This is a genomic window from Roseateles saccharophilus, from assembly GCF_004342485.1.
GTDB classification, from domain to species: Bacteria; Pseudomonadota; Gammaproteobacteria; order Burkholderiales; family Burkholderiaceae_C; genus Pelomonas; species Pelomonas saccharophila.
This window is the reverse complement of record NZ_SMBU01000002.1, coordinates 57,139-72,963: the sequence shown is the minus strand read 5'-3', so window position 1 is coordinate 72,963 and position 15,825 is coordinate 57,139. Positions and strand designations below refer to the sequence as shown.

Here is a 15,825-nt window from a genome sequence, read left to right as displayed (position 1 = left end):
TATTGTCGCCGAGGCCGTGATTCAAGGAAGTCAGATGCCCCGCCTGCTCGCCGCGCTGCTCGTTCTTGCCACCTGCCTCGCCCACGCCCAGACCCTGCGCTGGGCCAGCCAGGGCGACATGCAGACCACCGATCCGCATTCGCAGAACGAGGTGCTGACCAACACGCTGAACAACCAGGTCTATGAGAGCCTGACCCGGCGCATGATGGACATGAGCATGGGCCCCGCCCTGGCCACGGAGTGGACCCAATTGTCGCCGCTGCAATGGCGCTTCAAGCTGCGCCCGGGCGTCAAGTTCCACGACGGCACCCCCTTCACGGCCGACGACGTCGTCTTTTCGATGCAGCGCCTGCGCGACGACAACGCGCCGCAACGCGTCTATGCCAACGCGGTCGGCACGCCGAAGGCCGTGGACCCGCTGACCGTCGTCTTCACGCTGGACAAGCCCAACCCCATCGTGCCGGAGCTGCTGGGCAACCTCTACATCATGAGTCGGCGCTGGTGCGAGGAACACCGCGTCGCGCGCCCGCTGGACTTCAAGAAGCAGGAGGAGTCCTATGCCAGCCAGCACGCCAACGGCACCGGCCCCTTCATGCTGGTGAGCCGCCAACCCGGCGTGAAGACGGTGTTCAAGCGCAACCCGAACTGGTGGAACAAGTTCGACGGCAATCTGCAGGACTTCACCTATCTGCCCATAGTCAACGACGCGACCCGCACCGCGGCGCTGATCTCCGGCGAGGTCGACTTCGTGCTCGACCCGCCGCCGCGCGACGTGGCCAGGCTGCGCACCCTGCCCGGCATCAAGGTGCTGGACGGCGAGGAGAACCGCCTGATCTTCATCGGCATGGACCAGACGCGCGACAAACTGCTCTACGGCCAGGCGCCGGGCGGCCGCAACCCCTTCAAGGACCTGCGCGTGCGCAAGGCCCTCTACCAGGCCATCGACATCGAGGCCATCAAGCTCAAGCTGATGAGCGGCTATGCGGTGCCCACGGGCGGCCTGACGCCGTCGCCGCGCGGCGCCTACAACGACGCCAGGCTAGAAACCCGCCTGCTCTACGACCTCGTCCAGGCCCGCCGGCTGATGGCCGAGGCCGGCTATGCCGACGGCTTCGAAGTGACGCTGGACTGCCCCAACAACCGCTACGTCAACGACGAGCGCATCTGCATAGCACTCGCCGGCATGTGGGCCCAGCTCAAGGTCAGGGTCAAGGTCAACGCGATGCCGCGCACGCTGTTCTTCCCCAAGGTCGAGAAGTTCGACACCAGCTTCTACCTGGCCGGCTGGGGCGGCGGCTCCACCGACGCCGAAGTCATGCTGACCCCGGTGCTGCGCAACCGCGGCGAGCACGGCGTGGGCGTGGGCAACTTCGGCGGCATCGTCAACAACGAGGCCGACGCGCTAGCGGCGGCCTCCACCATCGAGCCCGACGCGAAGAAGCGCGAGACCCTGGTCAAGGCCGCGCTGCAAAGCTACCGCGAGCAGGTCAACATCATCCCGCTGCACCGCCAGGTCATCCCCTGGGCCATGCGCGGCGGGATCGGCATGCCGCATTCCGCCAACAACGCGGTCAGCATGGATTGGGTCACGGTGGCTCGCTAGGCCGAGCGGCTAGAATGGAGGCCAACGCCGCGCTCTCAGTCTTGCGCGGCGTTTCATTTTTCTGGCCCCCGCACGCGGCCTGGCTTGCCCGAAGACTGGTGTCGCCACCCCGGCGTCACGGCGAGCCCCGGTGAAAGTTGGCGTGCCCTCCCCCTTAGGATTCGATGAGTTTCGACACCCTCGGCCTGGCAGCTCCGCTGCTCAAGGCCATCGCCGACGCCGGCTACACCACCCCCACCCCCATCCAAGCCCAGGCCATCCCCGCGGTGCTCAACGGCGGCGACCTGATGGCCGGTGCGCAGACCGGCACCGGCAAGACCGCCGGCTTCACGCTGCCCATGCTGCACCGCCTGTCCACCGGCGAGAAGCTGCTCAACAAGCGCGGCAAGATCGCCATCCGCGCGCTGGTGCTGACGCCCACCCGCGAACTCGCCGCCCAGGTCGAGGAATCGGTGCAGACCTATGGCAAATACCTGCCGCTGAAGAGCATGGTCATGTTCGGCGGCGTCGGCATGCAGCCGCAGATCAACAAGCTGCGCGACGGCGTGGACATCCTCGTCGCCACGCCCGGCCGCCTGCTCGACCACGCGCAGCAGGGCACGCTGGACCTGTCGCAGGTGCAGATCCTGGTGCTGGACGAAGCCGACCGCATGCTCGACATGGGCTTCGTGCATGACATCAAGAAGGTGCTGGCCCTGCTGCCGGCGCAGAAGCAGTCGCTGCTGTTCAGCGCCACCTTCAGCGACGAGATCAAGAACCTCGCCGACCGCCTGCTGAACCAGCCGGCCCTCATCGAGGTGGCCCGCCGCAACCAGACCAACGACCAGATTGCGCAGAAGGTCCACCCGGTGGGTCGCGAGCGCAAGAAGGAACTGCTGGTCCACCTGATCAAGTCGGGTGACTGGCACCAGGTGCTGGTCTTCACGCGCATGAAGCACGGCGCCAACCGCCTGACCGACTACCTGAACGACCAGGGCATCAGCGCCATGGCCATCCACGGCAACAAGAGCCAGGGTGCCCGCACCAAGGCGCTGGCCGACTTCAAGAGCGGCGACCTGACCTGCCTCGTCGCCACCGACATCGCGGCCCGCGGCATCGACATCGACCAGTTGCCCCACGTCGTCAACTTCGAGCTGCCCAACGTGCCCGAGGACTATGTCCACCGCATCGGCCGCACCGGCCGTGCCGGCGCCCAGGGCGAGGCGGTCAGCCTGGTCTGCGTGGACGAGAACGGCTTCCTGCGCGACATCGAGCGCCTGATCAAGCGTGAGATCCCGAAGGAGATCGTGCCCGGCTTCGCGCCCGATCCCAACGAGAAGGCCGAGCCCATCGTGCTGGGCCGCACCGTGCTGAACCCCAATGGCAGCCGGGGCCGCAACCCCAACCCGCCGGCCCACGCCGGCCGCGGCGGCCGCCCCGGTGGCAATGGCGGCGGTGGCCGCGGTGGCGACAACCGTGGCGGCTCGCGCGACGGCGGCCGCCCGGGCGGCAAGCCGCAGGCCCACGCCGGCCACGGTGGTGCCAAGCCCGCCGGCGCGCATGCCGGCCACGGTGGCGCCAAGCCCGCTGGCGCGCACGCCGGCCACGGTGGCGCCAAGCCGCACGCCCAGCACGCGCCGCGCAATGCCTCGGCCCAGCCGAGCCGCGACGGCGGCAGCGCTCCGCGCCACAACAATGGCCCGCGCCTGACGCAACCAAAGCGCTGATCGACGCGTCGCGAAGCACGGCCCGCCCTCCCCGGAGCGCGGGCCGTTTTCATGGTGGCGGCGGGACCGAAAGGACCGACTCTCTAAGATCGAGGCATGCCTTCCCCCGAGCTGACCTGGGTCGCCGGCGCCAGCGGCCTCATCGGCCGCGAACTGCTGGCGCAGCTGAGCGACACCCCCGTTCTTGCCCTCGTGCGCCGGCCGCTGGCCGGCCTGCCGCCGAGCACACTCCGCCGCGAGGCCATCGTCGACCTGCAGGCCCTGCCCGCCGACCTGCCCGCGCCGCGCCGCGTCTTCATCGCGCTGGGCACGACGATGGCCCAGGCCGGCTCGCAGGCGGCGTTCCGCGCGGTGGACTTCGACGCCGTCGTCGCCGTGGCCCGCACGGCGCGCGAGCGGGGCGCGACGCATTGCGGCGTCGTCTCGGCGCTAGGCGCCGATGCGCGCTCCTCCGTCTTCTACAACCGCGTGAAGGGCGAGGCCGAGGCGGCCCTCATCGGCCTGGGCTTCGAGCGCCTCGTCATCGCCCGGCCCTCGCTGCTCGACGGCCACCGCGAGGCCCTTGGCCAGCCCCATCGCGCCGGCGAGGCGTGGAGCCTGCGCCTGGCGCGCCCGCTCGCCGGCCTCATCCCCAAGGCCTGGCGCCCCATCGCGGCGGACCGCGTCGCGCGTGCGCTGCGGCTTGCGCTCGCGCAAGGCGGCCCGGCCGTGCAGCTGCTCGAATCCGGCGCGATGCAGACCCTGGGATCAGGATCCTAGATTCGGCAATCGACCGCTGGCCATCCTGCGAACTCTTGATGCCTCAACACCCTCCGTATTCCGCGCCCTCCAGCACTTCGGTGAGCAGCGCTGCATGCCCGCTGGTCTGGCGCTTCGGGCCGCTGACGGCGTTGCTCCTCCTGGTGGGCAAGCCCACTGCGTCGTCGCGCCTTGTCAGCCGCCCGCCTCGCCACGCCAGGACGAGACGCCCTGGCCTTCGCCAGGCACAAACAGTCCCCAGGACTGTTTGTGCCCGGGCTCAGTTCCTCGGGTACGCCCAACTGCCAAATCTAGGATCATGAAACTGACCTTCCTCGGCGCCGCCGACTCCGTGACCGGCTCGCGCCATCTGCTAACCCTGGGCGAGCAGCGCCTGCTGCTGGATGCCGGCCTGTTCCAGGGCTTCAAGGCCCTGCGCGAACGCAACTGGATGCCGCTGGGCGCGGACGCCGCCCGCCTGGACGCCGTGTTGCTGTCCCACGCCCACCTGGATCACTGTGGCTATCTGCCGGCGCTGCGCCGCCAGGGTTTTCGCGGCCCCATCCACGCCACCGCCGCGACCCGCGACCTCTGCGACGTGCTGCTGCGCGACAGCGCCCACCTGCAGGAGGAAGACGCCAAGCGCGCCAACCGCGACCAGTCCAGCCGCCACGACAAGGCCCTGCCGCTTTACGGCGTGCGAGAGGCCGAGGCGACGATGAAGCAGTTCGTGCCGCTGCCGCGCGACGGCCGGCTCACGCTGGGCGACACCGAGGTGCGCTTCACCCCGGCCGGCCACCTGCTGGGCGCCACCTCCATCCACGTCCGCCACGGCGGGCGCAGCCTGCTGTTCTCGGGCGACATCGGCCGCAGCAACGACCTGCTGATGCCCGTGCCCCAGGTGCCGCCGGCGGCCGACGTCGTGATGATCGAGTCCACCTACGGCGACCGCCTGCACCCGGCCGAGGATGTGCAGGCCCGCCTCGCTCAGCTGCTGCGCACGACGCTCAAGCGCGGCGGCTCGGTGCTGCTGCCCAGCTTCGCGGTCGGCCGCGCCCAGGCCCTGCTGCTGGTGCTGCAGCGCCTGCGCCGCGCCGGCGAGCTGCCGCTGGAAGTACCGATCTGGCTGGACAGCCCGATGGCCGAGCAGGCCACGGAGCTGACGGTCAAGCACGCCAAGCTGCTGCGCATCTCCGCTGACGAGGCCCGCGGCCTGACCGACCGCGTGCGCTACGTCACCAAGCAGGCCCAGAGCCTCAAGCTCGCCGCCAGCCTGGCGCAACGCAAGGCCCGGCCGGCCATCGTCATCTCGGCCAGCGGCATGGCCACCGGCGGCCGGGTGCTGAACTACATCGAGACGCTGGCGCCCCAGCCTCAGCACCACATCGCCTTCCCCGGCTTCCAGGCCGGCGGCACGCGCGGCGCGCGCATGGTGGCCGGCGAGCGCGAGATCAAGCTGCGCGGGCGCTGGGTGCCGGTCAATGCCGAGATCAGCCATCTCGACGGCTTCTCGGGCCACGCCGACGCCGAGGGCCTGCTGCAGTGGCTGCGCGCCCTGCCCCGGCCGCCCGAGCAGGTCTATGTCGTGCACGGCGAGCCGGCCGCGGCCGACGCGCTGCGCTGTCGCATCAAGGACGAGCTCGGCCTGGCCGTGCGCGTGCCCCAGCACGGCGAGACGGTCGAGCTTTGAGGCGCGCAGCCATCGTCCCGGCCGAGGTCGATTTCTCCGACCCGGCCGCTCCCGCCGCGCCCGCCTTCGGCGACGTCTACCACTCGCGCGCCGGTGCGCTGCCCCAGGCCCGCCATGTCTTCCTCGGCGGCAACGGCCTGCCGGGCCGCTGGCAGGGGCGGCGCAGCTTCGCCGTGCTGGAGACGGGCTTCGGCCTGGGCAACAACTTCCTCGCGACCTGGGACGCCTGGCGGCAGGACCCGGCGCGCTGCGAGCGCCTCGTCTTCGTCAGTGTCGAGAAGCACCCGCTGCGCCGCGAGCACCTGGCCCACGCCCATGCCGCCAGCCCGCTGCCCGAACTTGCGGCCCAGCTCGTCGCGGCCTGGCCGCCGCTGACGCCGGGCCTGCACACCTTGCGCTTCGAGGCCGGCCGCGTCGAGCTGCTGCTGGGCCTGGGCGATGCGCGCGAGCTGCTGCGCGAACTGGTGCTGCAGGCCGACGCCCTCTACCTCGACGGCTTCGCGCCCGCGCGCAACCCCGAGCTCTGGGACGAATGGCTGCTGAAGAGCCTGGCCCGCCACGCCGCGCCCGGCACCACGGCGGCGACCTGGAGCATCTCGCGCCCGATGCGCCGCGCGCTGGCCTCGCTGGGCTTCGAGGTCGGGCTGGCGCCGGGCTTTGCGAACAAGCCCGAGATGAGCATCGCCCGCTTCGCGCCCCGCCACACGCCGCAGCGCCCGGCCGGCCGCGAGCCGCTGGCGTCCGATGCACGCCGCGCTGTCGTCGTCGGTGCCGGCCTCGCCGGTGCGGCCTGCGCACTGGCGCTGTCACGGGCCGGCGTGGCCTGCACCGTCATCGATGCGCTGGGCGGCCCGGCCCAGGCCAGCTCGGGCAATCCGGCCGGCCTCTTCCACGGCACCGTCAACCCCGACGACGGCCCGCATGCCCGCTTCAACCGCGCCGCGGCCCTGGCCACGCAGCGCCTCGTCGCCGAGCTGGGCCTGCCGCTGCAGCGCGGCCTGCTGCGGCTGGAGACGCGGCTGCCGCTGGCGGCGATGACGAGCGTGGGCGGCTATGTGCAAGCCCTGTCCGCCGCCGAGGCCTCGGCCCTGGCGGGCACGGCGCTGGCCCACCCGGCCTGGTTCTATCCCGGCGGCGGCGCGCTGGACCCGGCGGCCTACGCGCGGGCCATGCTGGCCGCTAGCGGCGCCACGCTGAACCTCGGCACACCGGTGGCGGCGCTGCGCCCGGCCAGCGCGGGCTGGGAGCTGCTGGACGGCGGCGGCGCCGTCATCGCCGCGGCCCCCCTCGTCGTGCTCGCCGGCGGTCACGGCCAGCTGCCGCTGCTGGGCGAGCTGGCGGCCGGCCTCGTCGTGCAGCGCGGCCAGCTCAGCCACCTGCCGCATGCGCCCTGGTGCCCGGCCGTGCCGATCGCCGGCGAGGGCTATGCCATCGCCGACGGCCGCGGCGGCGCCTGGTGCGGCGCGACGACGCAGGACGGCGACCTCGACCCCGCGTTGCGCGCGGCCGACCAGACTGAGAACCTGGCCCGCTACGCCCGCCTGGCCGGCCTCGACACCCCGCCGGACGTACCGCTGGCCGGGCGTGTCGGCTGGCGGCTGATCGCGCCCGACCGCCTGCCGCTGATTGGCGGCCTGGCCGCGCCGGGCGTGGCGGCCGACCAGCTGCGCCTGCAGCCGCGCCAGCCGGGCCTGCTGCTGTGCACCGGCTTCGCGTCGCGCGGCATTTCCTGGGCGGCGCTGGCCGGCCAACTGGTCGCTGCGCTGGCGCTCGGCACGCCCCGGCCGCTGGAAGCGGAACTGCTGGATGCCGTCGACCCGATGCGCTTCGCACTGCGGCGCGCAAGACGCGCAACTATTGCCGCTTTGCCGAACTGAGCGCGCCTGGAGCGGCGAGGAGGGTGACGACACTGCTACGCCGAAACGGGCCGCGAGACGGTCGCCATCCAAGGAGCAAGAAATGCTGAACAGCCTGTGGGGTTCGCGCAGCCCCGCACAACGCCTGAGCCTGGCCCTGGGCCTTGTGCTGGTCCTGACCACGCTCGGAGGCCTGGCCGCCTTCTCGGCGCTCACCGACGCGGGCCCTGCCAAGACTTGGCTGGGCTGGGCGCTGGGCCTGGCCTGGCTGGTCGGCATCGGCACAGTGCTGAGTAGCGGCGGCAGCGGTGGTGCCGGCCTGCGCGAGGCGGCCGAAGCTGCCGAGGCCCTGGCCCGCTTCGACCTGACCCACGCCATCCGCGATGGCGGCAGCGGCGACACCGGCCGCCTGCTGCAGGCGCTGCAGAACACCCAGTCCGCGCTGCAACGCCTCATCGGCGATGTTCGCAGCGCGGCCGACAGCATCGGCACGGCCAGCGCCGAGATCGCGGTCGGCAACCACGACCTTTCGCTGCGCACCGAGCAGACCGCTTCCAACCTGCAACAGGCGGCCTCGTCGATGTCCGAGCTGACCGGCACCGTCAAGCAGACGGCCGACGCCGCCATGACGGCCAATCAGCTCGCCAGCTCGGCCGCCAGCGTCGCCCAGCGCGGCGGCGAGGCCGTGTCCCAGGTCGTCACGACGATGGACGAGATCAGCCAGAGCTCGCGCAAGATCAACGAGATCATCGGCACCATCGACGGCATCGCCTTCCAGACCAACATCCTGGCGCTGAACGCGGCCGTGGAAGCCGCGCGCGCCGGCGAACAGGGCCGCGGCTTCGCCGTCGTGGCCGGCGAGGTGCGGGCCCTGGCCCAGCGCAGCGCCGAGGCCGCCAAGGAGATCAAGAGCCTCATCAGCGCCAGCGTGGAGCGCGTGGACTCGGGTACCGAGCAGGTCCAGGCCGCGGGTGCCACGATGACCGAGATCGTCGCCAGCGTGCAGCGCGTGACCGACATCATTGGCGAGATCAGCGCCGCAGCCCGCGAGCAGAGCGAGGGCATCGGCGTCGTCAACGGCTCCGTCGTGCAGCTCGACCAGATGACGCAGCAGAACGCGGCGCTGGTGGAGGAATCCGCCGCCGCCGCCGAGAGCCTGCGCGAGCAGTCGGCCCGCATGACCGAGGCCATCGGCGTGTTCAAGCTCGGCGGTGCTGCCGCGCGGCTGGCACCGGCCAGGGCGCCCGCCCCGCGGCCCGCGCCGAAGGCGGCGGCAGCGCCAAAACCGGCGGCACTCAAGCCGGCCGTACCCGCGGTAGCCGCGCCCAGGCCGACGATGCCGGTGCGCAAGCCTGCGGCCAAGCCGGCCACCACGCCCGTCACCGCGCCGCGGCCGGCCGCGCCCGTCCCGACTCCCGCGCCCACCAGCGACGACGGCGACTGGGAAACCTTCTGAGATGAGCTCCAGCACCGGCCACGCCGGTGCCTGCCCAGCGACCATCGCCGCGGCTCAGCCCTCGGGGGTGTCCAACCCGTTGCCGGGCGCCCCTTTTTGCCTGTAGCCGGCCCGACGGCCCCGCGCCGGGTACCAGACCTCGCGCTCCACCCACAGCCGCAGCCGCCCGGCGCGCTCGCTGCGCTGCTCGCCCAGCCAGGCCAGCGCGGCCTGGTCGAGCAGGTAGACGCCATCGGGCCGCTCGCGCAGCGCCTGCGGCTGGCGCCGCCTGAATACGGCCGCCGGCATGGGCGCGCCGAGCGCCGTCGCGAGGTCTTGCAGCGCGATCCAGCGGTGCGCGTCGAGGTCGTCGTCGACGACGCGGATGCGCTGACCCTTGAACTGGTAGAAATGCCCCTGCACCGGCCGGAAGGCCAGTTGGCGCAGCGAGCGCCAGGCCGTTTCAAGCAAGGCCATCAGGTCGCCGGCGAGGGCGCGCGCCCACAGCATCACGCTGACGAGCAGGCCGGCCCATCCGCTCGACCACCACAGCAGGGCGCTCACGCCCGAGCACAGGGCCAGCTTCAGCAGCAGGCTGCGCCACCAGTGATGCCGCTCGTGCGCCGCCGCATCGAAACCGGGCGGTTCGCGGCGCGGCATGCGGCCAGGCTCAGAAAGTCAGCGTCTTCACGCCACCCGCGCCGCCCAGCAGGCAGACACTGGCCTTGTGACGCGCGAACACGCCGACCGTGACGACGCCGGGCCACTGGTTGACCTCGGCCTCGAAGCCCAGCGGGTCGGTGATGGACAGGCCGCGCACGTCAAGGATGTGGCCGCCGTTGTCGGTGACGACGCCGGCGCGCAGGCTGGCCGTGCCGCCTATCTTCGCGAAGCGCCGCGTCAGCTGCGCGGCGGCCATCGGGATGATCTCGACCGGCAGCGGGAAGGCGCCCAGTGTCTGCACGAGCTTGGATTCGTCGGCGATGCAGACGAACTTCCCGGCCAGGTCGGCGACGATCTTCTCGCGCGTCAGCGCGGCACCGCCGCCCTTGACCATATAGCCGCGGCCGTCGATCTCGTCGGCGCCGTCGATGTAGACAGCCAGGCCGGTGACCTCGCTCGCATCGAGCACCTTGATGCCGTGCTTGATGAGGCGCTGGGTCGAGCGCTCCGAGCTGGACACGGTGCCGGGGATGGCGATGGCCCCCTTGGCGATTTCAGCCGCGAGGGCGTCGATGAAGCAGTCCACCGTCGAGCCGGTGCCGACGCCGAGGATCTGGCCGGCGGGGACGTAGTCCAGGGCCGCGCGGCCGACGAGTTGCTTGAGTTGGTCTTGGTTCATGAGGTCTCCGTCGCGTTCAGCCGCGGCGTTTCTGGACGGCCGCGGCCAGCTCGCGCAGCAGCGGTTCGGTCTGGGCCCAGCCCAGGCAGGCGTCGGTGATGGACACGCCCGGCTTCAGGTCGGCCCGGGTCTGGCCCTCGGCCAGGTCCTGGCGGCCGGGCTGCAGATGGCTCTCGATCATCACGCCGGTGATGCGTGCGTCGCCGGCCGCGATCTGCGCCGCCACGTCGCGGCCCACGTCCACCTGGCGCTCGTACTTCTTGCTGGAGTTGGCGTGCGAGAAGTCGATCATGACCTGCTCGCGCAGGCCCGAGGCCTTCAGCGCCTCGCAGGCGGCGGCGACGGAAGCGGCGTCGTAGTTGGGCGCCTTGCCGCCGCGCAGGATGACGTGGCAGTCCTGGTTGCCGCGCGTCTCGAAGATGGCGGCCGTGCCCATCTTGGTCATGCCCATGAAGGCGTGCGCGCTGCTGGCGGCCAGCACGGCGTCGCTGGCGACCTTGATGCCGCCGTCGGTGCCGTTCTTGAAGCCGACCGGGCAGGAAAGGCCCGAGGCGAGCTGGCGGTGGCTCTGGCTCTCGGTGGTGCGCGCACCGATGGCGCCCCAGGCGATCAGGTCGGAGATGTACTGCGGCGACAGCAGGTCCAGGAACTCGGTGCCCGCCGGCAGGCCCAGGCCGTTCACGTCGAGCAGCAGCTGGCGCGCCAGGCGCAGGCCCTCGTTCATGTGGAAACTGCCGTCCAGGCGCGGGTCGTTGATATAGCCCTTCCAACCCACCGTCGTGCGCGGCTTCTCGAAGTAGACGCGCATCACCACCAGCAGGTCGCGGCTGAGCTCGTCGCTCGCGGCCTTCAGCAGCCGGGCGTAGTCCATCGCCTGGTCGTGGTCGTGGATGGAGCAGGGGCCGACGACGACGAGCAGGCGGTCGTCGCAGCCGTGCAGGATGGCGCTGATCTGCTGGCGCGCCCGCTCGACGAGGGACAGCGTCGCGTCGGGGATGGGCAGCTCCTCCAGCAGCAGGGCCGGGCTGATCAGCGCGCGCACGGCGCCGATGCGGGTGTCGTCGGTGCGCGTCGTGTCGCGCGTTTCGTCGCGAGAGCCCGCTTCACGGTCGTGTCGGGGGTCGTCCAGAGGTTTCATTGCGGGCTCCATAGAAGCCCGCGATTTTCACCGCTTCACGACAGCACCGCACACGGCCAGCGCCGACAGCGCGAAGCCCGCCAGTGCCAGCGGCCCCAGGCGCTCGCCGAGCAGCACGAAACCCATCAGCGCCGACACGCCCGGGATCAGGAAGAACAGCCGCGCCACCTGCCCCGCCTGGCCGCGGCGGATCATGATGAACATCAGGCTGAAGGCGCCGATGGAATTCACCAGGCCCAGCCACAGCCAGGCGCCGACCAGCTCGGGCACCCAGGCTATGGCGAATTGCTCGGTCGGCCCGGCCACGAGCGCCACGGCGACGGCCGACACGGCCATCTGCACGCCCGCGCCGCTGCGCAGGTCCATGTGAGCGCAGTAGCGCTTCTGGTAGAGCGTGCCCGCCACCAGGCCGAGCAGCCCGAAGCCGGCTGCGGCATAGGCACTCCAGGCGCCGCCCAGCGGCTTGCCGGCCACGACCAGGGCCACGCCGGCCAGGCCGCCGAGCAGGCCCAGCCACTGCCGGCCGCCGAGCTTTTGGGCCAGCCACAGGTGGGCGCCCAGGGCCGTCGCCAGCGGCATCAGGCCGATCAGCAGGCCGGCCACGCCGGCGCTCAGCCCCCAGCGCAGCGCGAAATAGATGCCGCTGAAATGCAGCACCTGCATCAGCAGGCCGACGACTGCCAGATGGCCCCAGGCATGCGCCCCGTGCGGCCAGGGCGCGCCGGTGGCGACGGCCACGGCCAGCAGCACGACGGCGGCCAGGCCGAAGCGCAGCACCAGCAGCGTCAAGGGCCCGGTGTGCGGCAGGGCCAGCTTGCCGGCGACATAGCCGCTGCTCCACAGCAGGATGAACAGCAGCGGCAGGCTGGACGAAGCCAGCGCGGACAGCAGCCTCTCCGGCAGGCCGGGCCGGAAGGACCGGGCCATACAAGGCGACAGGGTGGTGGACATGGCGACTCCTTGAAGGGGCAGGCCGCCAATGTAGAAATCAACAAATCAAGACACAATCCAGCAAAAAGTAGATTCAGAGTTTCCATACGGAGAACAACAATGGGCCGCCTCGAGGACCTGCAAGCCTTCGCACGCGTCGTCGACGCGCGCGGCTTCTCCGGCGCCGCACGCCTGCTCGGCACGACCAAGTCGGCCGTCAGCAAGCAGGTTGTACGGCTGGAGGATCAGCTCGGCACGCGGCTGCTGCACCGCACGACGCGCAGCGTCAGCCCCACGGCCGAGGGCCATGCCGTCTACGAGCGCGCGCTGCGCCTGCTGGACGAGGCGCTGGCGCTGGAGACCGAGCTGGCCGGTCGCCGCGACGAGCCGCGCGGCGTGCTGCGGCTGTCGGTGTCCACGGCCTTCGGCAATCTTCAGTGCACCGCGCTGATGGCCGAGTTCTGCGCCCGCCACCCGCAGATCGATGTCGTGCTGGGGCTGAACGACCGTTATGTGGATCTGGCCGAGGAAGGCTTCGACGTCGTGCTGCGGCTGACGCACAGGCCGTCGGACGGGCTGGTGGCGCGGCGGCTGGCGGCCATCCGCTTCGTGCTCTGCGCCGCGCCGGCCTATCTGGCGGCCCACGGCGAGCCGCTGACCGTCGCCGAGATTGCCAGCCACCGCTGCCTGCGGTTCGGCTATCTGCAATCACCCGACCGCTGGCGCTTCAGGCATGCAGGGCTTGGCGAGGCCGGGGTCGAGACCCGCGGCGCGCTGCGCTTCGAGAGCGGGCTGACGGCCAACAGCAGCGAGAGCCTGCGCATCGCCGCGCTTGCCGGCATGGGCCTGACCGTGCTGCCGACCTATGCCATCGGCGCCGACCTGCGCGCCGGCCGGCTGCGCGCGCTGCTGCCCGAATGGCAGCCCGTCGGCGGGCTGGCCGACGCCGACACGCTCTATGCCGTCTATCTGCCGGGCCGCACGCCGCGCCACCCGGCGCCCAAGGTGCGTGCGCTGATCGACTTCATGCTGGAGAAGATGGGCGAGGTGCCGCCCTGGGATCGGGAAGAAGTCGCCTGAGACAATCGCGGGCTATGCCGCTGATTCCCTACGCCCTCACCCGCCCCTTCCTGTTCGGCCTGGACCCCGAGCACGCCCACGAACTGACGCTGAACAGCATCGCCCGGCTGCAGAACACGCCGGCCCAATGCCTGTGGAGCGGCGCGCGCATCAGCGATCCGGTCACGCTCGCCGGCCTGCGCTTTCCCAACCGCATCGGCCTGGCCGCCGGCCTGGACAAGAACGGCCGCTGTATCGACGGCCTGGGGGCGATGGGCTTCGGCTTCATCGAGGTGGGCACGGTGACGCCCAAGGGCCAGCCCGGCAACGACAAGCCGCGCATGTTCCGCCTGCCCGAGGCGAACGCACTGATCAACCGCCTGGGCTTCAACAACGAGGGCCTGGCCGCCTTCGTCGCCAACGTGAAGCGGGCTTACAGCTTCCGCGCCGCCGGCGGCATCCTGGGCCTGAACATCGGCAAGAACGCCGCGACGCCTATCGAGAACGCGGCCGACGACTATCTGCTCGGCCTGGAGGGCGTGTTCCCGCACGCCGACTACATCGCCGTCAACATCTCCAGCCCCAACACCAAGAACCTGCGCGCGCTGCAGAGCGACGAGGCGCTGGACGCGCTGCTGTCGCGCCTGCAGCAGCGCAAGCTGCAGCTGGAGAGCCAGACCGGCCGCCAGGTGCCGATGTTCGTGAAGATCGCGCCCGACCTCGAGGAGGACCAGGTCGGCGTCATCGCACAGACCCTGAAGGCCAACGGCATCGACGGCGTGATCGCGACCAACACGACGATCGCACGCGACAAGGTCCAGGGCCTCGCGCATGCGAACGAGACGGGTGGGCTGTCCGGTGCACCGGTCTTCGAGGCCAGCAACCGGGTGATCCGCCTGCTGCGCGCGGCCCTGCCCGAGGGCTATCCCATCATCGGCGTGGGCGGCGTGTTGAGCGGCGACGACGCCCGCGCGAAGATCAATGCCGGCGCCGACTTGGTGCAGATCTACACCGGCCTGATCTACCAGGGCCCCGGCCTCGTCAGCGACTGCGCGAAGGCCTTGGCACGGCGCTGAACCCTGGACCGCCATGCGATTCGCCGCCCTCGCCCTCTGCACCGCGCTGCTTGCCGGCTGCGCGACGCCGGACCATGACGGGCGGCTGCGCCAAGGCGTCAGCCAGGAGGCCGATGTCGTCGCACTCTATGGCCAGCCCAGGCGCGTCTGGCCCGAGGGCGACGGCGGGCGCACGCTGGAATATTCGAGCCAGCCCATGGGCAAGCACTGCTACATGGTGCACCTGGGTGCCGATGGCCGGCTGATCGGCATCGAGGACGGCCTCTCGCCCGCCGGCCGCGCCCGCATCGAGCCCGGCATGACGCCGGAGCAGGTCGGCCGCATCCTCGGCATGGAGCGCACCCGGGTGTTCTTCCGCCTCAGCGGCGAGGATGTCTGGGACTGGACCATCGAGCCCGACCAGTCGGGCTACGGCATGCGTTTCAACGTCCATTTCAAGGACGGCGTCGTCGTGCGGACGACGCAGAGCATGGTGTTCAGGGACCGCCGCTTCCCGATGGGGGACTGACGCGCCCGCGTCCGCCGAGCGGCAGAAAAAAGCCCTGGTCGCGGCGCGCCAAGGCTTGGGTTGTCCATCCGGCCCCGGGCTCGGGCCGGCTCATCGAGAACGGATCAGTCGCGGCGACGGCGCAGGACGACGAAGCCGATGGCGGCCAGGCCGGCGCCCAGCATTGCATAGGTCTCGGGCTCGGGCACCGGCACGGCCGTGGCGCTGGCGGCGATCGAGTAGGCCGACAGCGCTGCGTTCGACAGGCCGAAGACCTTGAAGTAGTAATTGCCGGCGGCCAGCGTGTCGAAGTTGCCGGACGAGAAACCGTGCCCGACGACCTGGACATCGTCGGCCGTGCCGACGATGTGGTCGAGGCCGGCGGTGTAGATGCCGTAGAAGGACGGATTGATGTTGCCGAGGAAGGTCGACACGCTGCTCTGCACAGTGGAGGCCACACCCAGTGAGAACGTGAAGTCGTCGTTGACGATGCTGCCGAACGAGGTCGCGACACCACCGCTGGTGGTGATCGCCGTGCCCAGGCTGCCGAGGTCGGTGGTGGTCGCCTGCGCGGCAAGCGCGGCCAGAGAAAGGGCGCTCAGCGTGGCGACGGATTTCAACTTCATGCTCAACTCCTGACACAGAACTGGTGTACGGAATCATTGTGCGGCGCAACCAAGCGCCATGAAGTCTTGCCTAACCTTCAGCCTAGGGAGGGCGGGCGGGTCACTTGTAGCGACCTGTAAACCAGAGGTTTTCCGTTGT

At 71.1% G+C, this 15,825-nt stretch carries 14 protein-coding genes; 9 read left to right on the top strand and 5 right to left on the bottom strand.

Annotated elements, in window-relative coordinates:
* The first annotated feature begins 34 nt into the window (after window positions 1-34).
* From EV671_RS02145 to EV671_RS02120, 6 genes are all read left to right on the top strand, one after another.
* Window positions 35-1,603 carry an ABC transporter substrate-binding protein gene (locus EV671_RS02145; RefSeq protein ID WP_132569578.1) on the top strand — a complete coding sequence of 523 codons (1,569 nt, stop codon included), beginning with the start codon at window positions 35-37 and terminating at the stop codon, window positions 1,601-1,603.
* A 164-nt stretch (window positions 1,604-1,767) separates the two neighbouring features.
* Window positions 1,768-3,309, top strand: a complete 1,542-nt coding sequence (locus EV671_RS02140; RefSeq protein WP_132569576.1) for a DEAD/DEAH box helicase — start codon at window positions 1,768-1,770, stop codon at window positions 3,307-3,309.
* Window positions 3,310-3,405: 96 nt separating this feature from the next.
* Window positions 3,406-4,068 carry a Rossmann-fold NAD(P)-binding domain-containing protein gene (locus tag EV671_RS02135; RefSeq protein WP_132569574.1) on the top strand — a complete coding sequence of 221 codons (663 nt, stop codon included), beginning with the start codon at window positions 3,406-3,408 and terminating at the stop codon, window positions 4,066-4,068.
* Between the two features lie 298 nt (window positions 4,069-4,366).
* Window positions 4,367-5,737 (top strand): MBL fold metallo-hydrolase RNA specificity domain-containing protein, encoded by a 1,371-nt coding sequence (locus EV671_RS02130; protein ID WP_132569572.1) that lies wholly within the window; start codon window positions 4,367-4,369, stop codon window positions 5,735-5,737.
* Window positions 5,734-7,614, top strand: coding sequence for a bifunctional tRNA (5-methylaminomethyl-2-thiouridine)(34)-methyltransferase MnmC2/FAD-dependent 5-carboxymethylaminomethyl-2-thiouridine(34) oxidoreductase MnmC1 (gene mnmC / locus EV671_RS02125; protein WP_132569570.1), 1,881 nt, complete (start codon window positions 5,734-5,736; stop codon window positions 7,612-7,614). The genes EV671_RS02130 and mnmC overlap by 4 nt, the downstream gene beginning before the upstream one ends.
* An 82-nt stretch (window positions 7,615-7,696) precedes the next feature.
* On the top strand, window positions 7,697-9,049 hold the full coding sequence (locus EV671_RS02120; protein ID WP_415840450.1) for a methyl-accepting chemotaxis protein: 1,353 nt from the start codon (window positions 7,697-7,699) through the stop codon (window positions 9,047-9,049).
* Window positions 9,050-9,103: 54 nt separating this feature from the next.
* Here the strand turns inward: EV671_RS02120 and EV671_RS02115 are convergent, their stop codons facing one another.
* Genes EV671_RS02115 through EV671_RS02100 form a run of 4 tightly spaced genes read right to left on the bottom strand, consistent with a single transcriptional unit; the run spans window position 9,104 to window position 12,459 of the window.
* Window positions 9,104-9,688, bottom strand: a complete 585-nt coding sequence (locus EV671_RS02115) for a hypothetical protein (protein ID WP_132569566.1) — start codon at window positions 9,686-9,688, stop codon at window positions 9,104-9,106.
* Window positions 9,689-9,698: 10 nt separating this feature from the next.
* On the bottom strand, window positions 9,699-10,370 hold the full coding sequence (rpiA, locus tag EV671_RS02110) for a ribose-5-phosphate isomerase RpiA (RefSeq protein ID WP_132569564.1): 672 nt from the start codon (window positions 10,368-10,370) through the stop codon (window positions 9,699-9,701).
* 16 nt (window positions 10,371-10,386) lie between these two features.
* Window positions 10,387-11,508, bottom strand: coding sequence for a 3-deoxy-7-phosphoheptulonate synthase (locus tag EV671_RS02105; RefSeq protein WP_132569562.1), 1,122 nt, complete (start codon window positions 11,506-11,508; stop codon window positions 10,387-10,389).
* 27 nt (window positions 11,509-11,535) lie between these two features.
* The gene (locus EV671_RS02100) at window positions 11,536-12,459 is read right to left on the bottom strand and encodes a DMT family transporter (protein WP_243655545.1); all 924 of its coding nucleotides are present in this window, start codon (window positions 12,457-12,459) and stop codon (window positions 11,536-11,538) included.
* A gap of 99 nt (window positions 12,460-12,558) precedes the next feature.
* Here EV671_RS02100 and EV671_RS02095 point away from each other — a divergent pair, with 99 nt between their 5' ends.
* From EV671_RS02095 to EV671_RS02085, 3 genes are read left to right on the top strand one after another with little or no spacing between them, the layout of a single operon-like run.
* Window positions 12,559-13,518, top strand: coding sequence for a LysR family transcriptional regulator (locus tag EV671_RS02095; protein WP_132569560.1), 960 nt, complete (start codon window positions 12,559-12,561; stop codon window positions 13,516-13,518).
* A gap of 14 nt (window positions 13,519-13,532) precedes the next feature.
* A complete protein-coding gene (locus EV671_RS02090) occupies window positions 13,533-14,573 on the top strand; it encodes a quinone-dependent dihydroorotate dehydrogenase (RefSeq protein ID WP_132569558.1) in 1,041 nt (346 codons plus the stop codon).
* A gap of 13 nt (window positions 14,574-14,586) precedes the next feature.
* Window positions 14,587-15,081: a hypothetical protein gene (locus EV671_RS02085; protein ID WP_132569556.1), complete on the top strand. Its 495-nt coding sequence runs from the start codon at window positions 14,587-14,589 to the stop codon at window positions 15,079-15,081.
* A gap of 104 nt (window positions 15,082-15,185) precedes the next feature.
* Here the strand turns inward: EV671_RS02085 and EV671_RS02080 are convergent, their stop codons facing one another.
* Window positions 15,186-15,686 (bottom strand): FxDxF family PEP-CTERM protein, encoded by a 501-nt coding sequence (locus tag EV671_RS02080; RefSeq protein WP_132569554.1) that lies wholly within the window; start codon window positions 15,684-15,686, stop codon window positions 15,186-15,188.
* Between the last annotated feature and the right edge of the window lie 139 nt (window positions 15,687-15,825).